The organism is Acinetobacter sp. KB005, from assembly GCF_049949095.1.
Taxonomy (GTDB): Bacteria; Pseudomonadota; Gammaproteobacteria; order Pseudomonadales; family Moraxellaceae; genus Acinetobacter; species Acinetobacter calcoaceticus.
Genome location: NZ_CP188191.1, coordinates 1,724,386 through 1,739,876 on the forward strand (window position 1 = coordinate 1,724,386; position 15,491 = coordinate 1,739,876).

The 15,491-nt window shown below is 39.0% G+C and carries 13 protein-coding genes, 2 tRNA genes, 1 other RNA gene and 1 pseudogene; 12 read left to right on the plus strand and 5 right to left on the minus strand.

What is annotated here, in order from left to right; genetic code table 11:
• Positions 1–110 precede the first annotated feature (110 nt).
• From coaD to ACPF64_RS08430, 6 genes and pseudogenes are all read left to right on the plus strand, one after another.
• Positions 111–602 (plus strand): pantetheine-phosphate adenylyltransferase, encoded by a 492-nt coding sequence (gene coaD / locus ACPF64_RS08405; protein WP_004641605.1) that lies wholly within the window; start codon positions 111–113, stop codon positions 600–602.
• 1 nt (position 603) lies between these two features.
• Positions 604–867: a YfhL family 4Fe-4S dicluster ferredoxin gene (locus ACPF64_RS08410; RefSeq protein WP_003653306.1), complete on the plus strand. Its 264-nt coding sequence runs from the start codon at positions 604–606 to the stop codon at positions 865–867.
• Positions 868–894: 27 nt separating this feature from the next.
• Positions 895–1,251: RNase P RNA component class A (rnpB, locus tag ACPF64_RS08415), an RNA gene on the plus strand.
• A 63-nt stretch (positions 1,252–1,314) separates the two neighbouring features.
• Positions 1,315–1,391: transfer RNA gene (locus tag ACPF64_RS08420), tRNA-Met, on the plus strand.
• A 154-nt stretch (positions 1,392–1,545) separates the two neighbouring features.
• Positions 1,546–2,119 (plus strand): annotated as a pseudogene (locus ACPF64_RS08425) (oxidoreductase); the annotation flags it as partial.
• Positions 2,120–2,318: 199 nt separating this feature from the next.
• A tRNA-Met gene (locus ACPF64_RS08430) sits at positions 2,319–2,395 on the plus strand.
• Between the two features lie 43 nt (positions 2,396–2,438).
• On the opposite strand, the gene ACPF64_RS08435 is transcribed toward ACPF64_RS08430, so the two are convergent.
• The 5 genes from ACPF64_RS08435 to ACPF64_RS08455 all read right to left on the minus strand — a co-directional run bounded on the left by ACPF64_RS08435 (position 2,439) and on the right by ACPF64_RS08455 (position 7,915).
• The gene (locus tag ACPF64_RS08435; RefSeq protein ID WP_209830131.1) at positions 2,439–3,467 is read right to left on the minus strand and encodes a hypothetical protein; all 1,029 of its coding nucleotides are present in this window, start codon (positions 3,465–3,467) and stop codon (positions 2,439–2,441) included.
• A complete protein-coding gene (locus ACPF64_RS08440; RefSeq protein ID WP_005042685.1) occupies positions 3,460–5,085 on the minus strand; it encodes an NAD+ synthase in 1,626 nt (541 codons plus the stop codon). The genes ACPF64_RS08435 and ACPF64_RS08440 overlap by 8 nt, the downstream gene beginning before the upstream one ends.
• Before the next feature lie 385 nt (positions 5,086–5,470).
• The gene (locus ACPF64_RS08445) at positions 5,471–6,031 is read right to left on the minus strand and encodes a hypothetical protein (RefSeq protein ID WP_426455997.1); all 561 of its coding nucleotides are present in this window, start codon (positions 6,029–6,031) and stop codon (positions 5,471–5,473) included.
• A 183-nt stretch (positions 6,032–6,214) separates the two neighbouring features.
• Positions 6,215–6,667 (minus strand): protoporphyrinogen oxidase HemJ, encoded by a 453-nt coding sequence (hemJ, locus tag ACPF64_RS08450; protein ID WP_199968258.1) that lies wholly within the window; start codon positions 6,665–6,667, stop codon positions 6,215–6,217.
• 18 nt (positions 6,668–6,685) lie between these two features.
• Positions 6,686–7,915, minus strand: a complete 1,230-nt coding sequence (locus tag ACPF64_RS08455) for a beta-ketoacyl synthase N-terminal-like domain-containing protein (RefSeq protein ID WP_003653298.1) — start codon at positions 7,913–7,915, stop codon at positions 6,686–6,688.
• Positions 7,916–8,215: 300 nt separating this feature from the next.
• Here ACPF64_RS08455 and ACPF64_RS08460 point away from each other — a divergent pair, with 300 nt between their 5' ends.
• From ACPF64_RS08460 to ACPF64_RS08485, 6 genes are all read left to right on the plus strand, one after another.
• Positions 8,216–9,535, plus strand: coding sequence for an EcsC family protein (locus tag ACPF64_RS08460; RefSeq protein ID WP_426455998.1), 1,320 nt, complete (start codon positions 8,216–8,218; stop codon positions 9,533–9,535).
• A gap of 199 nt (positions 9,536–9,734) precedes the next feature.
• Entirely contained in the window at positions 9,735–10,109 is a 375-nt protein-coding gene (gene rpsL / locus ACPF64_RS08465; RefSeq protein WP_002050319.1) for a 30S ribosomal protein S12, read from the plus strand.
• Positions 10,110–10,269: 160 nt separating this feature from the next.
• Positions 10,270–10,740, plus strand: coding sequence for a 30S ribosomal protein S7 (gene rpsG / locus ACPF64_RS08470; RefSeq protein ID WP_004638185.1), 471 nt, complete (start codon positions 10,270–10,272; stop codon positions 10,738–10,740).
• A 177-nt stretch (positions 10,741–10,917) separates the two neighbouring features.
• Positions 10,918–13,056: an elongation factor G gene (fusA, locus tag ACPF64_RS08475; protein ID WP_004641624.1), complete on the plus strand. Its 2,139-nt coding sequence runs from the start codon at positions 10,918–10,920 to the stop codon at positions 13,054–13,056.
• 93 nt (positions 13,057–13,149) lie between these two features.
• Positions 13,150–14,340, plus strand: coding sequence for an elongation factor Tu (tuf, locus tag ACPF64_RS08480; RefSeq protein ID WP_004640736.1), 1,191 nt, complete (start codon positions 13,150–13,152; stop codon positions 14,338–14,340).
• 204 nt (positions 14,341–14,544) lie between these two features.
• Complete coding sequence (locus tag ACPF64_RS08485; RefSeq protein ID WP_056478349.1) at positions 14,545–15,426, plus strand: metal-dependent hydrolase; 882 nt, start codon at positions 14,545–14,547, stop codon at positions 15,424–15,426.
• The last annotated feature ends 65 nt before the right edge of the window (positions 15,427–15,491 follow it).

Here is a 15,491-nt window from a genome sequence, read left to right on the forward strand (position 1 = left end):
TATTGTGCCGTAAACTGATGCTAAGGTGAAGTTTTTCCTGCACATGAATATTTCGCCTCATGTATAACTTTTGCTAAAATAGGTTCACAATACAATTAGAGTACTAGCGGATGTCTAAAACGCGTGTAATTTATCCTGGAACATTTGACCCCATCACGAATGGACACGTTGATTTAGTTACTAGAGCATCAAGAATGTTTGATGAGGTTGTAGTAGCAATTGCAATTGGACATCATAAGAACCCCTTGTTCAGTCTAGAAGAAAGAGTTGAACTGGCACAATCATCTTTAAGCCATCTATCAAATGTTGAATTTGTAGGCTTCGATGGTTTACTGGTTAATTTTTTCAAAGAACAAAAGGCAACCGCAGTACTTCGTGGTTTAAGAGCGGTTTCTGATTTTGAATATGAATTTCAACTTGCCAATATGAACCGTCAACTTGACCCACATTTTGAAGCGGTGTTTTTAACACCATCTGAGCAGTACTCTTTTATTTCTTCGACATTGATTCGGGAAATTGCTCGTTTAAAAGGGGATGTAACCAAGTTTGTTCCGCAAGCTGTGGTTGAGGCCTTTGAACGTAAACATCAACAAGGTTGGTAACGTGTCGTTATATATCACCGATGAATGCATAAACTGTGATGTTTGTGAACCAGTTTGCCCGAATGAAGCAATTTTCATGGGTGAAGTGATTTATGAAATTCATCCAGATTTGTGCACTGAATGCGTTGGTCATCATGACCAACCGCAATGCCAATTGTTTTGTCCTGTAGATTGTATTCCTAAAGATCCAGAGCATGAGGAAACGGAAGAACAGCTATTCGACAAATATAAAAAACTAATTGCTCAAAAAAGCACAAGCAATTAGTAAATAAATTTGTTAATATGCGCCCCTGAAGTGAGCTGGATGGTCGCTGCTGTGGAGGTCTTCGTGACTGAAGCAGGGGAGGAAAGTCCGGGCTTCATAGGGCAGGGTGCCAGGGTAACGCCTGGGCGGTGAAAGCCGACGGAAAGTGCAGCAGAGAGTAGACCGCCTCATTCGTGAGGTAAGGGTGAAAGGGTGCGGTAAGAGCGCACCGCGTGTCTGGTAACAGTTCACGGCATGGTAAACCCCACCAGAAGCAAGACCAAATAGGAATCCTGAGGTACGGCCCGTACTGGATTCGGGTAGGTCGCTTGAGCGTATGAGTGATTGTACGCCTAGAGGAATGACCATCCTCGACAGAACCCGGCTTATAGGCTCACTTCACCTAATTTATTTAAAATTTTTCTTGACGTGCATTAAAGAAACTAAGATAATGCGCGCACAGTTTAAGGCTATGTAGCTCAGTTGGTTAGAGCACCGCACTCATAATGCGGGGGTCACAAGTTCAAGTCTCGTCATAGCCACCATTTTATAGACCACGCTCCTGCGTGGTCTTTTTTTATGCTTTTTTTGATTAAACACAGTTTGTAAATACCGACTTTATAATGATGAGATGTTTTTGATTTTTTTATTAGCTTATTTATATTTAAAAATTATTCCTGTTAGCTTAAGGCAATAAGCATCTTAATTGCAGGTGGTATTGTGTATTACCATTCTTATCTTAAATAGATGAGCTCGTAGCACGTGGGGCAGAGTACGAGTTACATTAAGCTTACGGTGAGCTTGAACATGCAGCTTTGTTAGATGAGCTAAAACAGAGCATACAGAGCATGTGTTCAGCTATGTTGACGCAGAAGGTTGTGTGCTTAACTTAGGCGAATTAATTTCATTACAATCTAAAGAACTACATGTCTATGTATGTGGACTGAAACCAATAATTGATGCTGTGATTAATTGTTGTAATAAGCATTGTTACCTTGATGAATACATCCATTGGGAAAATCATTTGCTTCAACAGTTCCTGAAGATGGAGAGACTTTTATAGTTGTACTTGCCAAGTCTAATCAATAAATGAAGTCAAAAGTGACTAGTCAATTTTATAAGCGATCGAAACATTAAATATTGATGTTGAATACCTATGTTGTGAAGGGGGCGATACATGTGAAACTGTTATTTTGGAAGGTAAAGCAGAGAACATTTTGATCAATACCTTAGTGATATAGGAAAGACTTCACAGTTGAGTATGATGACTTGAGTGTCGCGGGAAAAAGATAAAAAACAGGTATTAGATTTTTAATACATTTCTGTGGTCGATCAATTATTTAAAACATAAATTTGCTAAAAAATGAACAAACAAAGGTGATCTGAATCTTATTTGTTCATTTGATGGAATTTAATGATTTTGAACTCTTGACCTGTTCTGCAGAACTATAGATAATGCGCACACAGTTTACGGCTATGTAGCTCAGTTGGTTAGAGCACCGCACTCATAATGCGGGGGTCACAAGTTCAAGTCTCGTCATAGCCACCATTTTAAAAACCATGCTCATGCATGGTTTCTTTTTGTCTTTTTTTTACTCATTAAAATGTTTTTCAATCATATCGAGTGTTTTTGGGCTTTGATAAAAAGGAGCTAAAATCGCTTGAAGTAACGGCTCTAAAATACCGTGTTCATTAAAGACATTTATGACCTTAGGGTAAAAACGTAAAGCTTCAGTTTGTAAATCGGTTTCAGTTAAACCAATCTCACTTAATACTTCAAATAAACTCTCGTCTTTGTAAAATTCATAAAAAACTTCTACGCCATACAAAATAAGATCTTGCATAAATTGTGATTGGCGTAATTCTTTCCAATATTCGTAAATTAAAACAAAGAACTCTTCAACATCAAGAGGAGTGAGTTGCTTCATAAACTCATACATTTTTTTATGTCTAAGATCTTCCCAGACATGTCGTATCAGACTTTCTAAATCTTCAGTCGACAAAAGACTTAATTCTGTGAGTTGCTCGTGAATAAAGCTGGCAATCCAAGTTTCAAGTTTATGCTCAAGACGTTGTTGTTGTAAAAAAGAGAATTTTTTGAGTTTATGTTGCCATTCAAAATGATAGTCATCTACTCTAGATGCATTTAGAAATTTTGGTATTTTCTGTTCTAAGGTCGAGGTCGCAATATATTGGCAAAGTTGTTGAACGGCGGGGCTAGTTCTTAAAAACTGGTTGAGATAATGAGGAATATGTTCCATTTCTAAAAATTTGGAGAGCCACATTTCAAATTGGTGATCGGACACCAGATCTTGTAGCTGAATTGGAGACTTCATAGCAGACAGATAAATACGCTGCGCAATTTCCCCAATAAACTCAAGTAAACCAGCACCTAGCTGCATTTCAAAAGCATAGCGTTTCACAACGGCTTGTAGTTGCTCTAAATCCACCACTTCATGAAGCTTGATTTCGTCAGCATGTTGCATAAAGAGTTGAATGAACTGCTGGAAATAAATAGGTGAGTTTTCTATAGATAATTGTTTTTTGAAAAATTCCACCTGCTCAAGCAAAAGTGCTTGAGCAAGTGCTGTGGTTTTTGATGAGTTTTTCTGCTCAGTCATTCGCTGTCCAACCGTTGACAATCGGATAACGTCGTTCACGACTAAATGCACGAGAAGTAATTCTCGGCCCAATCGCGCCTTGACGACGTTTATATTCATTACGATCAACTAAACGGATAACTTTTTCAACTACTTCTTTATCAAAACCTTTGGCAATAATATCTGCCTGACTTAAATCTTCTTCAATGTATGCGTAAAGAATGGCATCTAATACATCATATGCAGGTAAAGAGTCTTGGTCTTTTTGGTCTGGGCGAAGTTCTGCTGAAGGTGGACGAGTAATAACACGTTCAGGAATAACAGGAGTTTCACTTAAGCTATTACGGTATTTTGCTAATTCAAATACGATCGTTTTATAAACATCTTTTAGAACAGCAAAACCACCAACCATGTCACCATAAAGTGTACAGTAGCCAACTGAAAGCTCAGACTTGTTGCCAGTAGCGAGTACTAAATTACCAAATTTATTTGATAAACCCATGAGTAATGTGCCGCGTGCGCGCGCTTGTAAATTCTCTTCGGTTGCATCTGCTGGTGAGTTGCCAAAGAAAGGATACAAGGTTTGCATAAAGCTATTTACAACTGAATGTATTTCAGCAATACCGAAAGTCACACCCATACGACGAGCTTGTTCTGCCGCATCTTCAACACTAATTTGAGAAGTGTAGGTATAAGGCATCATTACGGCTTGTACTTTTTCTGCACCGATTGCATCAACAGCAATAGCTAATGTAAGGGCAGAGTCGATACCGCCAGATAAACCTAAAATTACACCTGGGAAGCCTGAACGTTCGACGTAATCACGTGTGGCCAGAACTAACCCTTGATAGATCTCTGCAAAAGTCTCTAAAGCAGGAGCTGATTCTGTGACTTTAAATGATTTGTTTTTTGGGTCAAATTCAGCAATATAAAGGTCTTCTTTAAAGCTCGGTGCTTGTAAAGCAATTTCACCACTTTTATTACTGACAAAACTTGTGCCATCAAAAATTAAATCGTCTTGTCCACCTACTTGGTTAACGTAAACAATATTCAGATGAAGTTGTTTTGCAAGTTCACTTAAGGTTTGTGTACGGTGTTGTGGTTTACCGACTTCATATGGTGATGCATTGAGTACAAGAACAGTATCAACATTTAATTGGCTTAACTGTTTTACGGTATTAATTGACCAGATATCTTCACAAATCAATACGCCAAACTTATGTCCAAGATATTCAAACACCAAATGCTGATGTCCTTTTTGGAAATAACGTTTTTCATCAAAGACGCCATAGTTTGGTAAATTGTGTTTGTTAAAAACACCCAAAACTTGACCGTCTTTCATGACAGCAGCAGAATTATAACGTTGACCATCTTCTGTCTGGTTTACAAATCCGAAAACCATGACAATATCTTTAACTTCGGCAAGTTGAGCAAAAGCCTTTTGCATACGTTTATTTAAATTTGGACGTAACAGTAAGTCTTCAGCTGGATAACCAATAACAGAAAGCTCGGGAAAAATAATCAGGTCAGCGTTTTGTTTTTTCGCCTGATTCACTTGCTCAATCATCTTTTTGGTGTTTGAGTCAATATTGCCAATATGCGGAGAAAACTGAGCAAGGGCAACTTTAAAACTTTTCATTCAAACCTAATCCTAGATCATAACGAATATAGATACACACAGTGTTGATTTTTATAGATATAATTTTTCAACGATGTGTATGATACGATAGTAAACAATTAAAATAGTAAACAAAAATGTCAAGATCAATAATATATACCAATCACATATTTTCTGCGTAAAAATAACGAGATTTTCTGTATAGAATAGAAACAGGCTTCATTATTTTTATTGTTTGTATACTGCCTTATCACAAGCCAATTTGGAATAAGCGCGTTATATTTTTTTCAATAATTTGAATTAAGTAAGCGTGATTTTCTTGTTTAGATAAGTATTTCTGATTTATAAGAATTCTCATTTACATTAAGCAAAAGATGTTACGTTCAAAGAAAGACTGATTATTTAGTTACAAATGAAGTTGAGGTGAACAGATAATATTTGGGATTTTCCCAGAGCAAATGTCACGGGCAATTTCACCTTGTTGTTCAATGTTATAAGAGCTAAACGCCTTGTGGGGAGAGTAGGTGTATTTATAGGGATTGTAATTTTTAAAGCTAAGATAATAGGCCGATTGCAACAATGCACCTTTAAGTAGTACATGAATACCTTTTTGATATTGCATGACATGAGTGAGTTCGTGAATAAAAATACCCTGCATAAATTTAGATTCTAGAGCGTAATTTTCACTGTAGTCGGAAGGGTTGACGTAAATATTTCCATTTGGTGCCATAAAAATACCGCAAGACTGCCAAGGAAGGTAGCGAGTAGCAATAATTCTAGGTTGTTCACAATTGAGCATGCCACCGAAAATAAGTTGTGCTAATACTTTTTCTTGAGCCGTTAGATATCTGATGGGATAGTTTTTTAAGTGACGAAAAATAAAAAGCGTAAGACGTATAAATTGTTGTTGGGTTGAGTGTTTAAGGGCAGTAAGGGTTAGCATAGCTTTGCCATTAAATGAGTTCATTTATTTCTTTAGGATAGTATAGATTACTTATTAGTAAATAAAGGGTCAGAGTTACTCATTGGGTATAACTTTAAGAGAGCATTGAGCTTATGCTTTTGATTGAAAAAATTTAAATATAGGGATAACTCTGCGAGTTTTTATTGTCTAAATTAAAGAAATTGCTCAGAAAAGCAAAAGCCCTAGTTAAAACTGAGGCTTTACGACAACTAAAATCACTACAGCAAATAAGATTAAAGTTGGCATTTCATTGAAGAAACGCCAGAACTTATGTGATTTATAGTGTGCATTTCCGATAAGTTTTTTACGATAGTAGCCACATACCAAATGGTAGATGACTAATAACGCGACTAAAGCAACTTTAAGATAAAACCATGTTGCCTGATGGTAATGTCGAGTTGCATCGCCCCATTCGACAAGAAAATGGGCGGTAATTAATGTGGCAATCATAGAAGGCCACATAATTCCGCGATACAACTTACGTTCCATTACTTCAAAGCGTTGATGACTAGCAGCATCTTCACTCATGGCATGGTAAACATATAAACGTGGTAAGTAGAACAAAGCAGCGAACCAACAAACCACAGCAATAATATGTAATGCTTTTACCCACAAAAAAGCATCAGAAGGTGCATCCATCGATAATCCTACGTGGGATTATGCATCCCACTTCTTGAAAATAAGGCAAGCGTTAACACCGCCAAAGCCAAAACTGTTACTCATTACAGTATTCAATTTTGCATCACGTTTTTCAAGTACGATATCAAAAGGTTTTGCGCCTTCATCAAGTTCAGTCACATTGATGTTTGGTGCAATAAAGTCATTTTGCATCATTAGAACAGAGTAAATAGCTTCTTGTACGCCAGCTGCACCTAAGCTATGACCTGTCATAGATTTGGTTGAGCTAAGAGGAGGTACATTGCCTTCGCCAAATGCACGTTCCATTGCTTTAAGTTCTGTAATGTCACCAGCTGGAGTAGATGTACCATGTGTATTTACATAGTCAATTTTTTCTACGCCATGTTGTTTAGCTTCTTCAAGTGCCATTAATACACAACGTGTAGCGCCTTCACCACTTGGAGCAACCATGTCTGCACCATCGCTGTTTGCAGCATAACCAACAACTTCAGCTAAAATGTTGGCACCACGTGCTTGAGCGTGTTCAAGTGATTCAAGTACGACAAAACCACCACCGCCAGCAATAACGAAACCGTCACGGTCTGCTGAATATGGACGAGATGCTGTTTCTGGAGTTTCATTATATTTCGAGCAAAGCGCACCCATTGCATCAAATAATAAACTTTGAGACCAATGATCTTCTTCACCACCGCCAGCAAGCATAAGATCTTGTTTGCCAAGTTGAATAAGGTTGTATGCATAACCAATTGCGTCAGCAGAAGTTGCACAAGCACTTGTAATGGTATGAGCAATACCTTGTAGTTTAAATGCAACACCTACGTTTGCAGTAATCGTGTTTGACATGTTGCGTGGTACGAAGAAAGGTCCTACTTTACGTGCGCCTTTAGTCTCTAAAAGCTCTGTCATTTCAACAACAGATGCAGTTGAACCACCACCTGAACCGCCTGCGATACCGTAACGTGGATTACCACCGATTTGCTCAGCAGTAAGTCCTGCGTGTTCAACAGCAGCTACAGCAGCATTGTAAGCGTACATTGCACATACGCCCATAAAGCGTTTTAACTTACGGTCAATATGATCAAAATCTTGTTCCGCAGCAGCGCTCACATGACTTTTAAAATTGAGTTCAGCATAAGTTGGGTTAAAACGTGTCCCGGAGATTCCGTTTTGAAGTGAATGAGTAACTGCTTCTAAAGAGTTACCGATACATGAGTTAATACCCATACCAGTGATTACAACACGTTTCATCTACAGGTCCCTTTATGGTGATATTAAGAGTCTATGGTGATCAACAGCTATGAAAATGAATAGGAGAATATAGCTATAAGAAAACAAGACTCATGTTTTTTCGTTGTTAACATGATAGCAGAAAGGATTTTTATTTCTTATGGCAAATCTTTATGACAATTTTACATTTAAAAAAAATAACTAAATACATGGTATGTTGCATTTAGGGTTAACTAAAATACACACATACAAGTTGAGATAAATCCACATTCCACCTAGTATTTATGTCTAATTAGATAAATTAAAAAATCGAGGTACTTGATGACAAAATTCAATAATAATCAATCTGACAATTTGTTTTCTCAGGTCTTCGGAGTGGCTAAAAAGCTCAGTTCTACAGGATTGAGTATCTTGCAACAGAGCCAATCTGGTGATGTAAGTAAGGTAATTGAACCAATTCCAGCTGGTAAAACGGTTGAAGGTAGATCGAGAACAAAAAGCCCATTTGAAGTTGAGCAATATGAAAGTCCTCAACAAATGCTTCGAGAACAATTACCGAAAGTAACTCGTCAGGTCTTTGGACGGCATTTTACAAAAGTAAATGGTGTGGCTACAATTCTTTCCCCAGATTGGGATCAAAAAGTCTCAGGCTATTTATTTGATTGGTTGAATGACTTTAGTTCAAAAAGCACCTTAACTGAAAAAATCTTGGAAGAAGCGGGGGCTAAAGATTTATTTGAACTAACTAAGGATACGGGCCGTTCTCAACGCTTAAGTCAGGCGCTCATTGAACAAAATAAATTAATTGCGACAATACAAGGGGCCATCACAGGCGTGTCCGGTGTGGTTGGCGCTGCTGTAGATGTTCCTGTTTCACTCGTGTTGGTCTTGAGAACGATTTATCAGACAGGAAGATCACATGGCTTTGACCTTCAAGAAGTTACTGACCAAGATGTTGTCGAGTTTATTTTTAAAGAAGTTGATATTAGTCTGATTGCTGAAAAGCAAACTTTATTGTTAGCTTTAAAAACATTACGGAATATGTTGGAAACGCAAGATATTCATCAATTTCAGCAAGTGTTAGGTTCAACTACTGATTTTGATACTTTAAAGAACTGGTTGGTCGATGAAGACGGAGAGTTTAAATGGGGGTGGTTAAATCGTATTCCTAAACTCTCAGCCTTTGGTAAAGTTACACCAGTTGCTGGTGCTGTTTTAAGCGCAGTATATAGCTGGAAACTACAAGAGGATGTTGGTCATAAAGCACAAGCTATCTTTGGCGCTGCAAGACATTATTTAAATGAACATCCAAGTGAGCATTTATCTCCGCTACAGGCTTATTATGCTGCGGTTACACTCATTCAGAAAGCCAGTCCACGTCTTTTAAATGTTGGTGAAGATGGCAATATTCACGCTGCGCATCATCATAAAGTAGAAAATCATGATGTAATTTCAAAAGTATCTATTGTCTTAAAGCCGATTGAAAGTAAAAAGAGTGAAGAGAAAATTCAGGAAAATGTTCATCAGGGTATTGAGCAACTTGCCGATAAACATGTAGAGGAACATGAGCATACTGAGCAAAAACCAGCTTTAGCTCCAGAGGAAGATGAAGAGGAGCTGGATGATAAAAAATACTCTTAACAATACGCTTACAAATAAGAGGTTTAAAAATAAAATTTGAACTCTATTTAAATTTGTAAGTTATCCTGTCAAAGATTGATATGGTCAACATTTGGTAAGTATTGCCGTGTTGACCATTTTTGCATCTTAGCTTACAATTATGTGCCCTTAAAAAGAGGTATTTCTTTTTAAGGTTTTTTAATAACGGGAGAATTGCCATATGGCAACAACGAATCAGTTGATCCGTAAGGGTCGTACGACTTTGGTTGAAAAATCCAAAGTTCCTGCGTTGAAGGCTTGTCCACAACGTCGTGGTGTTTGTACACGTGTTTATACAACTACACCTAAAAAACCTAACTCAGCTATGCGTAAGGTTTGCCGTGTTCGCTTAACTTCAGGTTTTGAAGTATCTAGCTACATCGGTGGTGAAGGTCATAACCTACAAGAGCACAGTGTTGTTCTTATCCGTGGTGGTCGTGTTAAAGACTTACCAGGTGTACGTTACCATACCGTTCGTGGTTCATTAGACTGTGCTGGTGTTAAAGATCGTAATCAATCACGTTCTAAATACGGTACTAAGCGTCCTAAGAAGTAATTCTAGGAAACTAGTCCAATAAGCCCTTTAGCGTTTCGCTTGTTTGAATTCTTCATAGATTTGTAATTCAAGCGACGTATAGTAAGGCCAGCGTCGTGTACATGACACTTGTACAAACTGCTGGATTATCCTGAAGTGTCATATTATTAGGTGTATTAAAATGCCAAGACGTCGCGTAGTCGCTGCTCGTGAGATCCTTCCAGATCCAAAATTTAGCAGCCAAACAATCGCTAAATTCATGAACCACGTAATGCAAGATGGTAAAAAATCTGTTGCTGAAGGTATCGTTTACGGTGCTTTAGAACGTGTTCAAGAAAAAAACAAAGTAGACCCAGTTGAATTTTTCGAGACTACTCTTGAAAAAGTTCGTCCTATGGTCGAAGTAAAAGCACGCCGTGTTGGTGGTGCTACTTATCAAGTACCTATGGAAGTACGCCCATCCCGTCGTACTGCCTTAGCGATGCGTTGGTTAGTAGATGCTGCTGCTAAGCGTTCTGAAAAAACGATGGCTTTACGTCTTGCTGGTGAGTTGCTTGATGCAGCTGAAGGTAAAGGTGCAGCAATCAAAAAACGTGAAGACGTGCATCGTATGGCTGAAGCCAACAAAGCCTTCTCTCACTACCGTTTCTAAGCGGATAAAACAGTCCCTAATCAGGAGAATATTCATGCGTACAGCAGCTCGATTCAACATTGCTCTTTATCAAAGTGGGAGCTTTGCGGGTATTTAAGTTGCCTGCTTGGATATTTGTACGCATCAATTTAATTGATGCGTCCTGTTTTAAATATAACATTTAGGAATGTAGACATCATGGCTCGCCAAACCCCAATTAGTAATTACCGTAACATCGGTATTTCTGCGCACATTGACGCAGGTAAAACAACTACAACAGAACGTATTTTGTTCTACACAGGTGTATCTCACAAAATTGGTGAAGTACACGATGGTGCAGCAACAATGGACTGGATGGAACAAGAGCAAGAGCGTGGTATTACAATTACCTCGGCTGCTACAACTTGTTTCTGGTCTGGTATGGGTAACCAATTCGAACAACACCGTATCAACGTAATTGACACCCCGGGACACGTAGACTTCACAATCGAAGTTGAACGTTCTATGCGTGTTCTTGACGGTGCGTGCATGGTTTACTGTGCAGTTGGTGGCGTACAACCTCAGTCTGAAACTGTATGGCGTCAAGCAAACAAATATAAAGTGCCTCGTTTAGCATTCGTGAACAAGATGGACCGTACTGGTGCAAACTTCTTCCGTGCTGTTGAGCAAGTTAAAACTCGTTTAGGTGGTAATCCTGTACCTATCGTTGTGCCAATTGGTGCAGAAGATACGTTTGCAGGTGTTGTTGACCTTATCGAAATGAAAGCGATTATCTGGGATGAAGCATCTCAAGGTATGAAGTTTGAATATGCTGAAATTCCAGCTGACCTAGTTGATACGTCTAACGAATGGCGTACCAAAATGGTTGAAGCTGCGGCTGAAGCTTCTGAAGAATTAATGGACAAGTACCTTGAAGAAGGTGATCTTTCTAAAGAAGAGATCATTGCAGGTTTACGTGCTCGTACATTAGCTTCTGAAATTCAAGTAATGCTTTGTGGTTCTGCGTTCAAAAACAAAGGTGTTCAACGTATGTTGGATGCTGTAATTGAATTCTTACCATCACCTACAGAAGTTAAAGCGATCGAAGGTATCCTTGACGACAAAGACGAAACTAAAGCGTCTCGTGAAGCATCTGACGAAGCTCCGTTCTCTGCGTTAGCGTTCAAAATCATGAACGACAAGTTCGTAGGTAACTTAACATTCGTACGTGTTTATTCTGGTGTTCTTAAACAAGGTGATCCGGTTTATAACCCAGTTAAATCTAAGCGTGAACGTATCGGTCGTATCGTGCAAATGCATGCGAACGAACGTCAAGATCTTGATGAAATCCGTGCAGGTGATATCGCAGCGTGTGTAGGTCTTAAAGACGTTACTACTGGTGATACATTATGTGATGAGAAAAACATCATTACACTTGAGCGTATGGAATTCCCAGAGCCAGTAATTTCATTGGCTGTTGAACCAAAAACTAAAGCTGACCAAGAAAAAATGTCAATTGCTTTAGGTCGTTTGGCGAAAGAAGATCCATCGTTCCGCGTTCGTACAGACGAAGAATCTGGTCAAACAATTATTGCTGGTATGGGTGAGCTTCACCTTGACATCATCGTTGACCGTATGAAACGTGAATTCGGTGTTGAAGCGAACATTGGTAAACCAATGGTTGCTTACCGCGAAACAATCAAAAAGACTGTTGAGCAAGAAGGTAAGTTCGTTCGTCAAACAGGTGGTAAAGGTAAATTCGGTCATGTATATGTTCGTTTAGAGCCTATGGATGTTGAAGAAGCTGGTAAAGAATACCAATTCGCTGAAGAAGTTGTCGGCGGTACTGTACCTAAAGAATTCTTTGGTGCGGTTGACAAAGGTATTCAAGAACGTATGAAGAATGGTGTATTAGCTGGTTACCCTGTTGTGGGTATCAAAGCGACATTATTCGATGGTTCTTACCATGATGTCGACTCTGATGAATTGTCGTTCAAAATGGCTGGTTCGTACGCTTTCCGTGACGGTTTCATGAAAGCTGATCCTATCCTTCTTGAACCAATCATGAAAGTTGAAGTAGAAACTCCAGAAGACTACATGGGCGATATCATGGGTGACTTAAACCGTCGTCGTGGTATGGTTCAAGGTATGGATGATCTTCCTGGTGGAACAAAAGCAATTAAAGCAGAAGTTCCATTGGCTGAGATGTTTGGTTACGCGACTCAAATGCGTTCTATGTCTCAAGGTCGTGCGACTTATTCTATGGAATTCGCTAAATACGCTGAAACTCCACGTAACGTGGCTGAAGGCATCATCGCTAAGTTCCAGACTGGCGGTAAAAAAGGTGACGACGAGTAATCTTTCGATTACTATAAGCCCAAACTAATTCTTAGTTAAAACCAAGCGCTCGTGCAGTGACCCTGCATGAGCAGTTTATAAAGGAAGATCATCATGGCTAAAGCCAAGTTTGAACGTAATAAGCCACACGTAAACGTGGGCACAATCGGTCACGTTGACCATGGTAAAACAACTTTAACTGCTGCGATTGCAACTATTTGTGCAAAAACTTACGGCGGTGAAGCGAAAGATTACTCACAAATCGACTCAGCACCTGAAGAAAAAGCACGTGGTATTACAATTAATACTTCACACGTAGAATACGATTCTCCAATCCGTCACTACGCTCACGTAGACTGCCCGGGCCACGCCGATTATGTTAAAAACATGATTACTGGTGCTGCTCAGATGGACGGCGCGATCCTTGTATGTGCTGCGACTGATGGTCCAATGCCACAAACTCGTGAACACATCCTTCTTTCTCGTCAGGTTGGTGTACCTTACATCATCGTATTCTTGAACAAGTGTGACCTTGTTGATGATGAAGAATTACTTGAATTAGTAGAAATGGAAGTTCGTGAACTTCTTTCTACTTATGACTTCCCAGGTGATGACACTCCAGTTATTCGTGGTTCTGCGCTTAAAGCGTTGGAAGGCGATGCTGGTCAATATGGTGAGCCTTCAGTTCTTGCTCTTGTTGAAGCGCTTGACTCTTACATTCCAGAACCAGAACGTGCTATCGACAAAGCATTCTTAATGCCAATCGAAGACGTATTCTCTATCTCTGGCCGTGGTACAGTAGTAACTGGTCGTGTAGAAGCTGGTATCGTGAAAGTAGGCGAATCAGTTGAAATCGTTGGTATCCGTGATACTCAAACAACTACAGTTACTGGCGTAGAAATGTTCCGTAAATTGCTTGACGAAGGTCGTGCAGGCGAGAACTGTGGTGTTCTTCTACGTGGTACTAAGCGTGAAGACGTACAACGTGGTCAAGTACTTGCTAAACCAGGTACAATCAAGCCGCACACTAAATTCGATGCAGAAGTATACGTACTTTCTAAAGAAGAAGGTGGTCGTCATACTCCATTCCTTAACGGCTACCGTCCACAGTTCTACTTCCGTACAACTGACGTAACTGGCGCAATCCAATTACAAGACGGCGTTGAAATGGTTATGCCAGGCGACAACGTTGAAATGTCAGTAGAATTAATCCACCCAATCGCAATGGACCCAGGTCTACGTTTTGCGATCCGTGAAGGTGGTCGTACTGTAGGTGCTGGTGTTGTTGCGAAAGTAACTGCATAATCACTTTCAGTGAAAAAAAGCGCTCTTTTTAGAGCGCTTTTTTTATATTTAATTGTCTAACAATCATTATAAAAGCTGGCCTTAACTGATATTTCAATGTCCTTATTTACACTTAATCCTTTTTATTAAATTTGTATGATAAGAATCAAGAAAACGAACAATAAAGTTTGAGTAACTTGGGTTACTTATTAAGGAGCTTTGGGTATGAATGCTAAAGTGAATATTACTAATCGTGCAGGGGCAAGCTTTCCTGTACGTCGTATGAACTTTGACTTTAATGATGTACCAGAATATTGGATGAATGGTTCTGCTGGACTAACACACTTTATGACAGCATTGTCGGCGTTGTTTCCGGCAGGTGAAAAATTCTTTATTGATAGTGTACGGGCTGTACGTTATCACCCCTCTATTAAAGATGATAAAGAGCTTCAGAAAGAGATTAGTGCTTTCATTGGGCAAGAAGCAATGCATACTCAAGAGCATGTGAATTTTAATGCCTCTGCTCAAAAGTTTGGTCACGACGTTGAAGCGTTAGAGAAGTTTACTGATACAGCGATTCAAACAGCAATTCAAGCTTTTGTAAAAATTGTCAAACCATTTGGCCTGACAAAAGAAATGGTTGACCTGACTGCTACAACAGCACTTGAACATTTTACCGCTACGATTGCTTCACAGCTATTAGTCAATAAGCATATTCAAGAGTTGATGACAGATGAAACAATGTCAACGATGTGGTATTGGCATGCTATCGAAGAAAATGAGCATAAAGCCGTAGCTTTTGATGTGTATGAAGGTGTATTTGGTAAAGGCGTAAAAGCTTATGCATTACGTACAAGCTCTTTAGTATTTGCGATGACTTTGATTTTCTTGATTCAGTCTTCTTTTGTACTTCGTCTATTAAAGCAAGATAAAAAGTTAAATTTGGATGAGCTATCTGTGATTTATAAATACGCATATAGCCCATCGAAAGGTATCATTACTGGCATGGCTAAAGAAATGCTGGCTTACTTTAAGCCTGGTTTTCATCCAAATGATTTGGATACAGTAGGTCTATTGAAAACATGGAAAGCAAAATTAGGTTTGTAATTTAAATCTATGTTGATTTGAAAGGGCTCATAGTAGCCCTTTTTCTTTTTAAGTACTAACAATAA

What these genes read in the sequence shown, in the direction of transcription:
- fusA (WP_004641624.1), top strand. Translation starts at nt 10,918, where the DNA reads ATGGCTCGCCAAACCCCAATTAGTAATTACCGTAACATCGGTATTTCT.
- ACPF64_RS08435 (WP_209830131.1), bottom strand. Translation starts at nt 3,467, where the DNA reads ATGACTGAGCAGAAAAACTCATCAAAAACCACAGCACTTGCTCAAGCA.
- hemJ (WP_199968258.1), bottom strand. Translation starts at nt 6,667, where the DNA reads ATGGATGCACCTTCTGATGCTTTTTTGTGGGTAAAAGCATTACATATT.
- rpsG (WP_004638185.1), top strand. Translation starts at nt 10,270, where the DNA reads ATGCCAAGACGTCGCGTAGTCGCTGCTCGTGAGATCCTTCCAGATCCA.
- tuf (WP_004640736.1), top strand. Translation starts at nt 13,150, where the DNA reads ATGGCTAAAGCCAAGTTTGAACGTAATAAGCCACACGTAAACGTGGGC.
- ACPF64_RS08445 (WP_426455997.1), bottom strand. Translation starts at nt 6,031, where the DNA reads ATGAACTCATTTAATGGCAAAGCTATGCTAACCCTTACTGCCCTTAAA.
- rpsL (WP_002050319.1), top strand. Translation starts at nt 9,735, where the DNA reads ATGGCAACAACGAATCAGTTGATCCGTAAGGGTCGTACGACTTTGGTT.
- ACPF64_RS08460 (WP_426455998.1), top strand. Translation starts at nt 8,216, where the DNA reads ATGACAAAATTCAATAATAATCAATCTGACAATTTGTTTTCTCAGGTC.
- ACPF64_RS08485 (WP_056478349.1), top strand. Translation starts at nt 14,545, where the DNA reads ATGAATGCTAAAGTGAATATTACTAATCGTGCAGGGGCAAGCTTTCCT.
- ACPF64_RS08440 (WP_005042685.1), bottom strand. Translation starts at nt 5,085, where the DNA reads ATGAAAAGTTTTAAAGTTGCCCTTGCTCAGTTTTCTCCGCATATTGGC.
- ACPF64_RS08455 (WP_003653298.1), bottom strand. Translation starts at nt 7,915, where the DNA reads ATGAAACGTGTTGTAATCACTGGTATGGGTATTAACTCATGTATCGGT.
- coaD (WP_004641605.1), top strand. Translation starts at nt 111, where the DNA reads ATGTCTAAAACGCGTGTAATTTATCCTGGAACATTTGACCCCATCACG.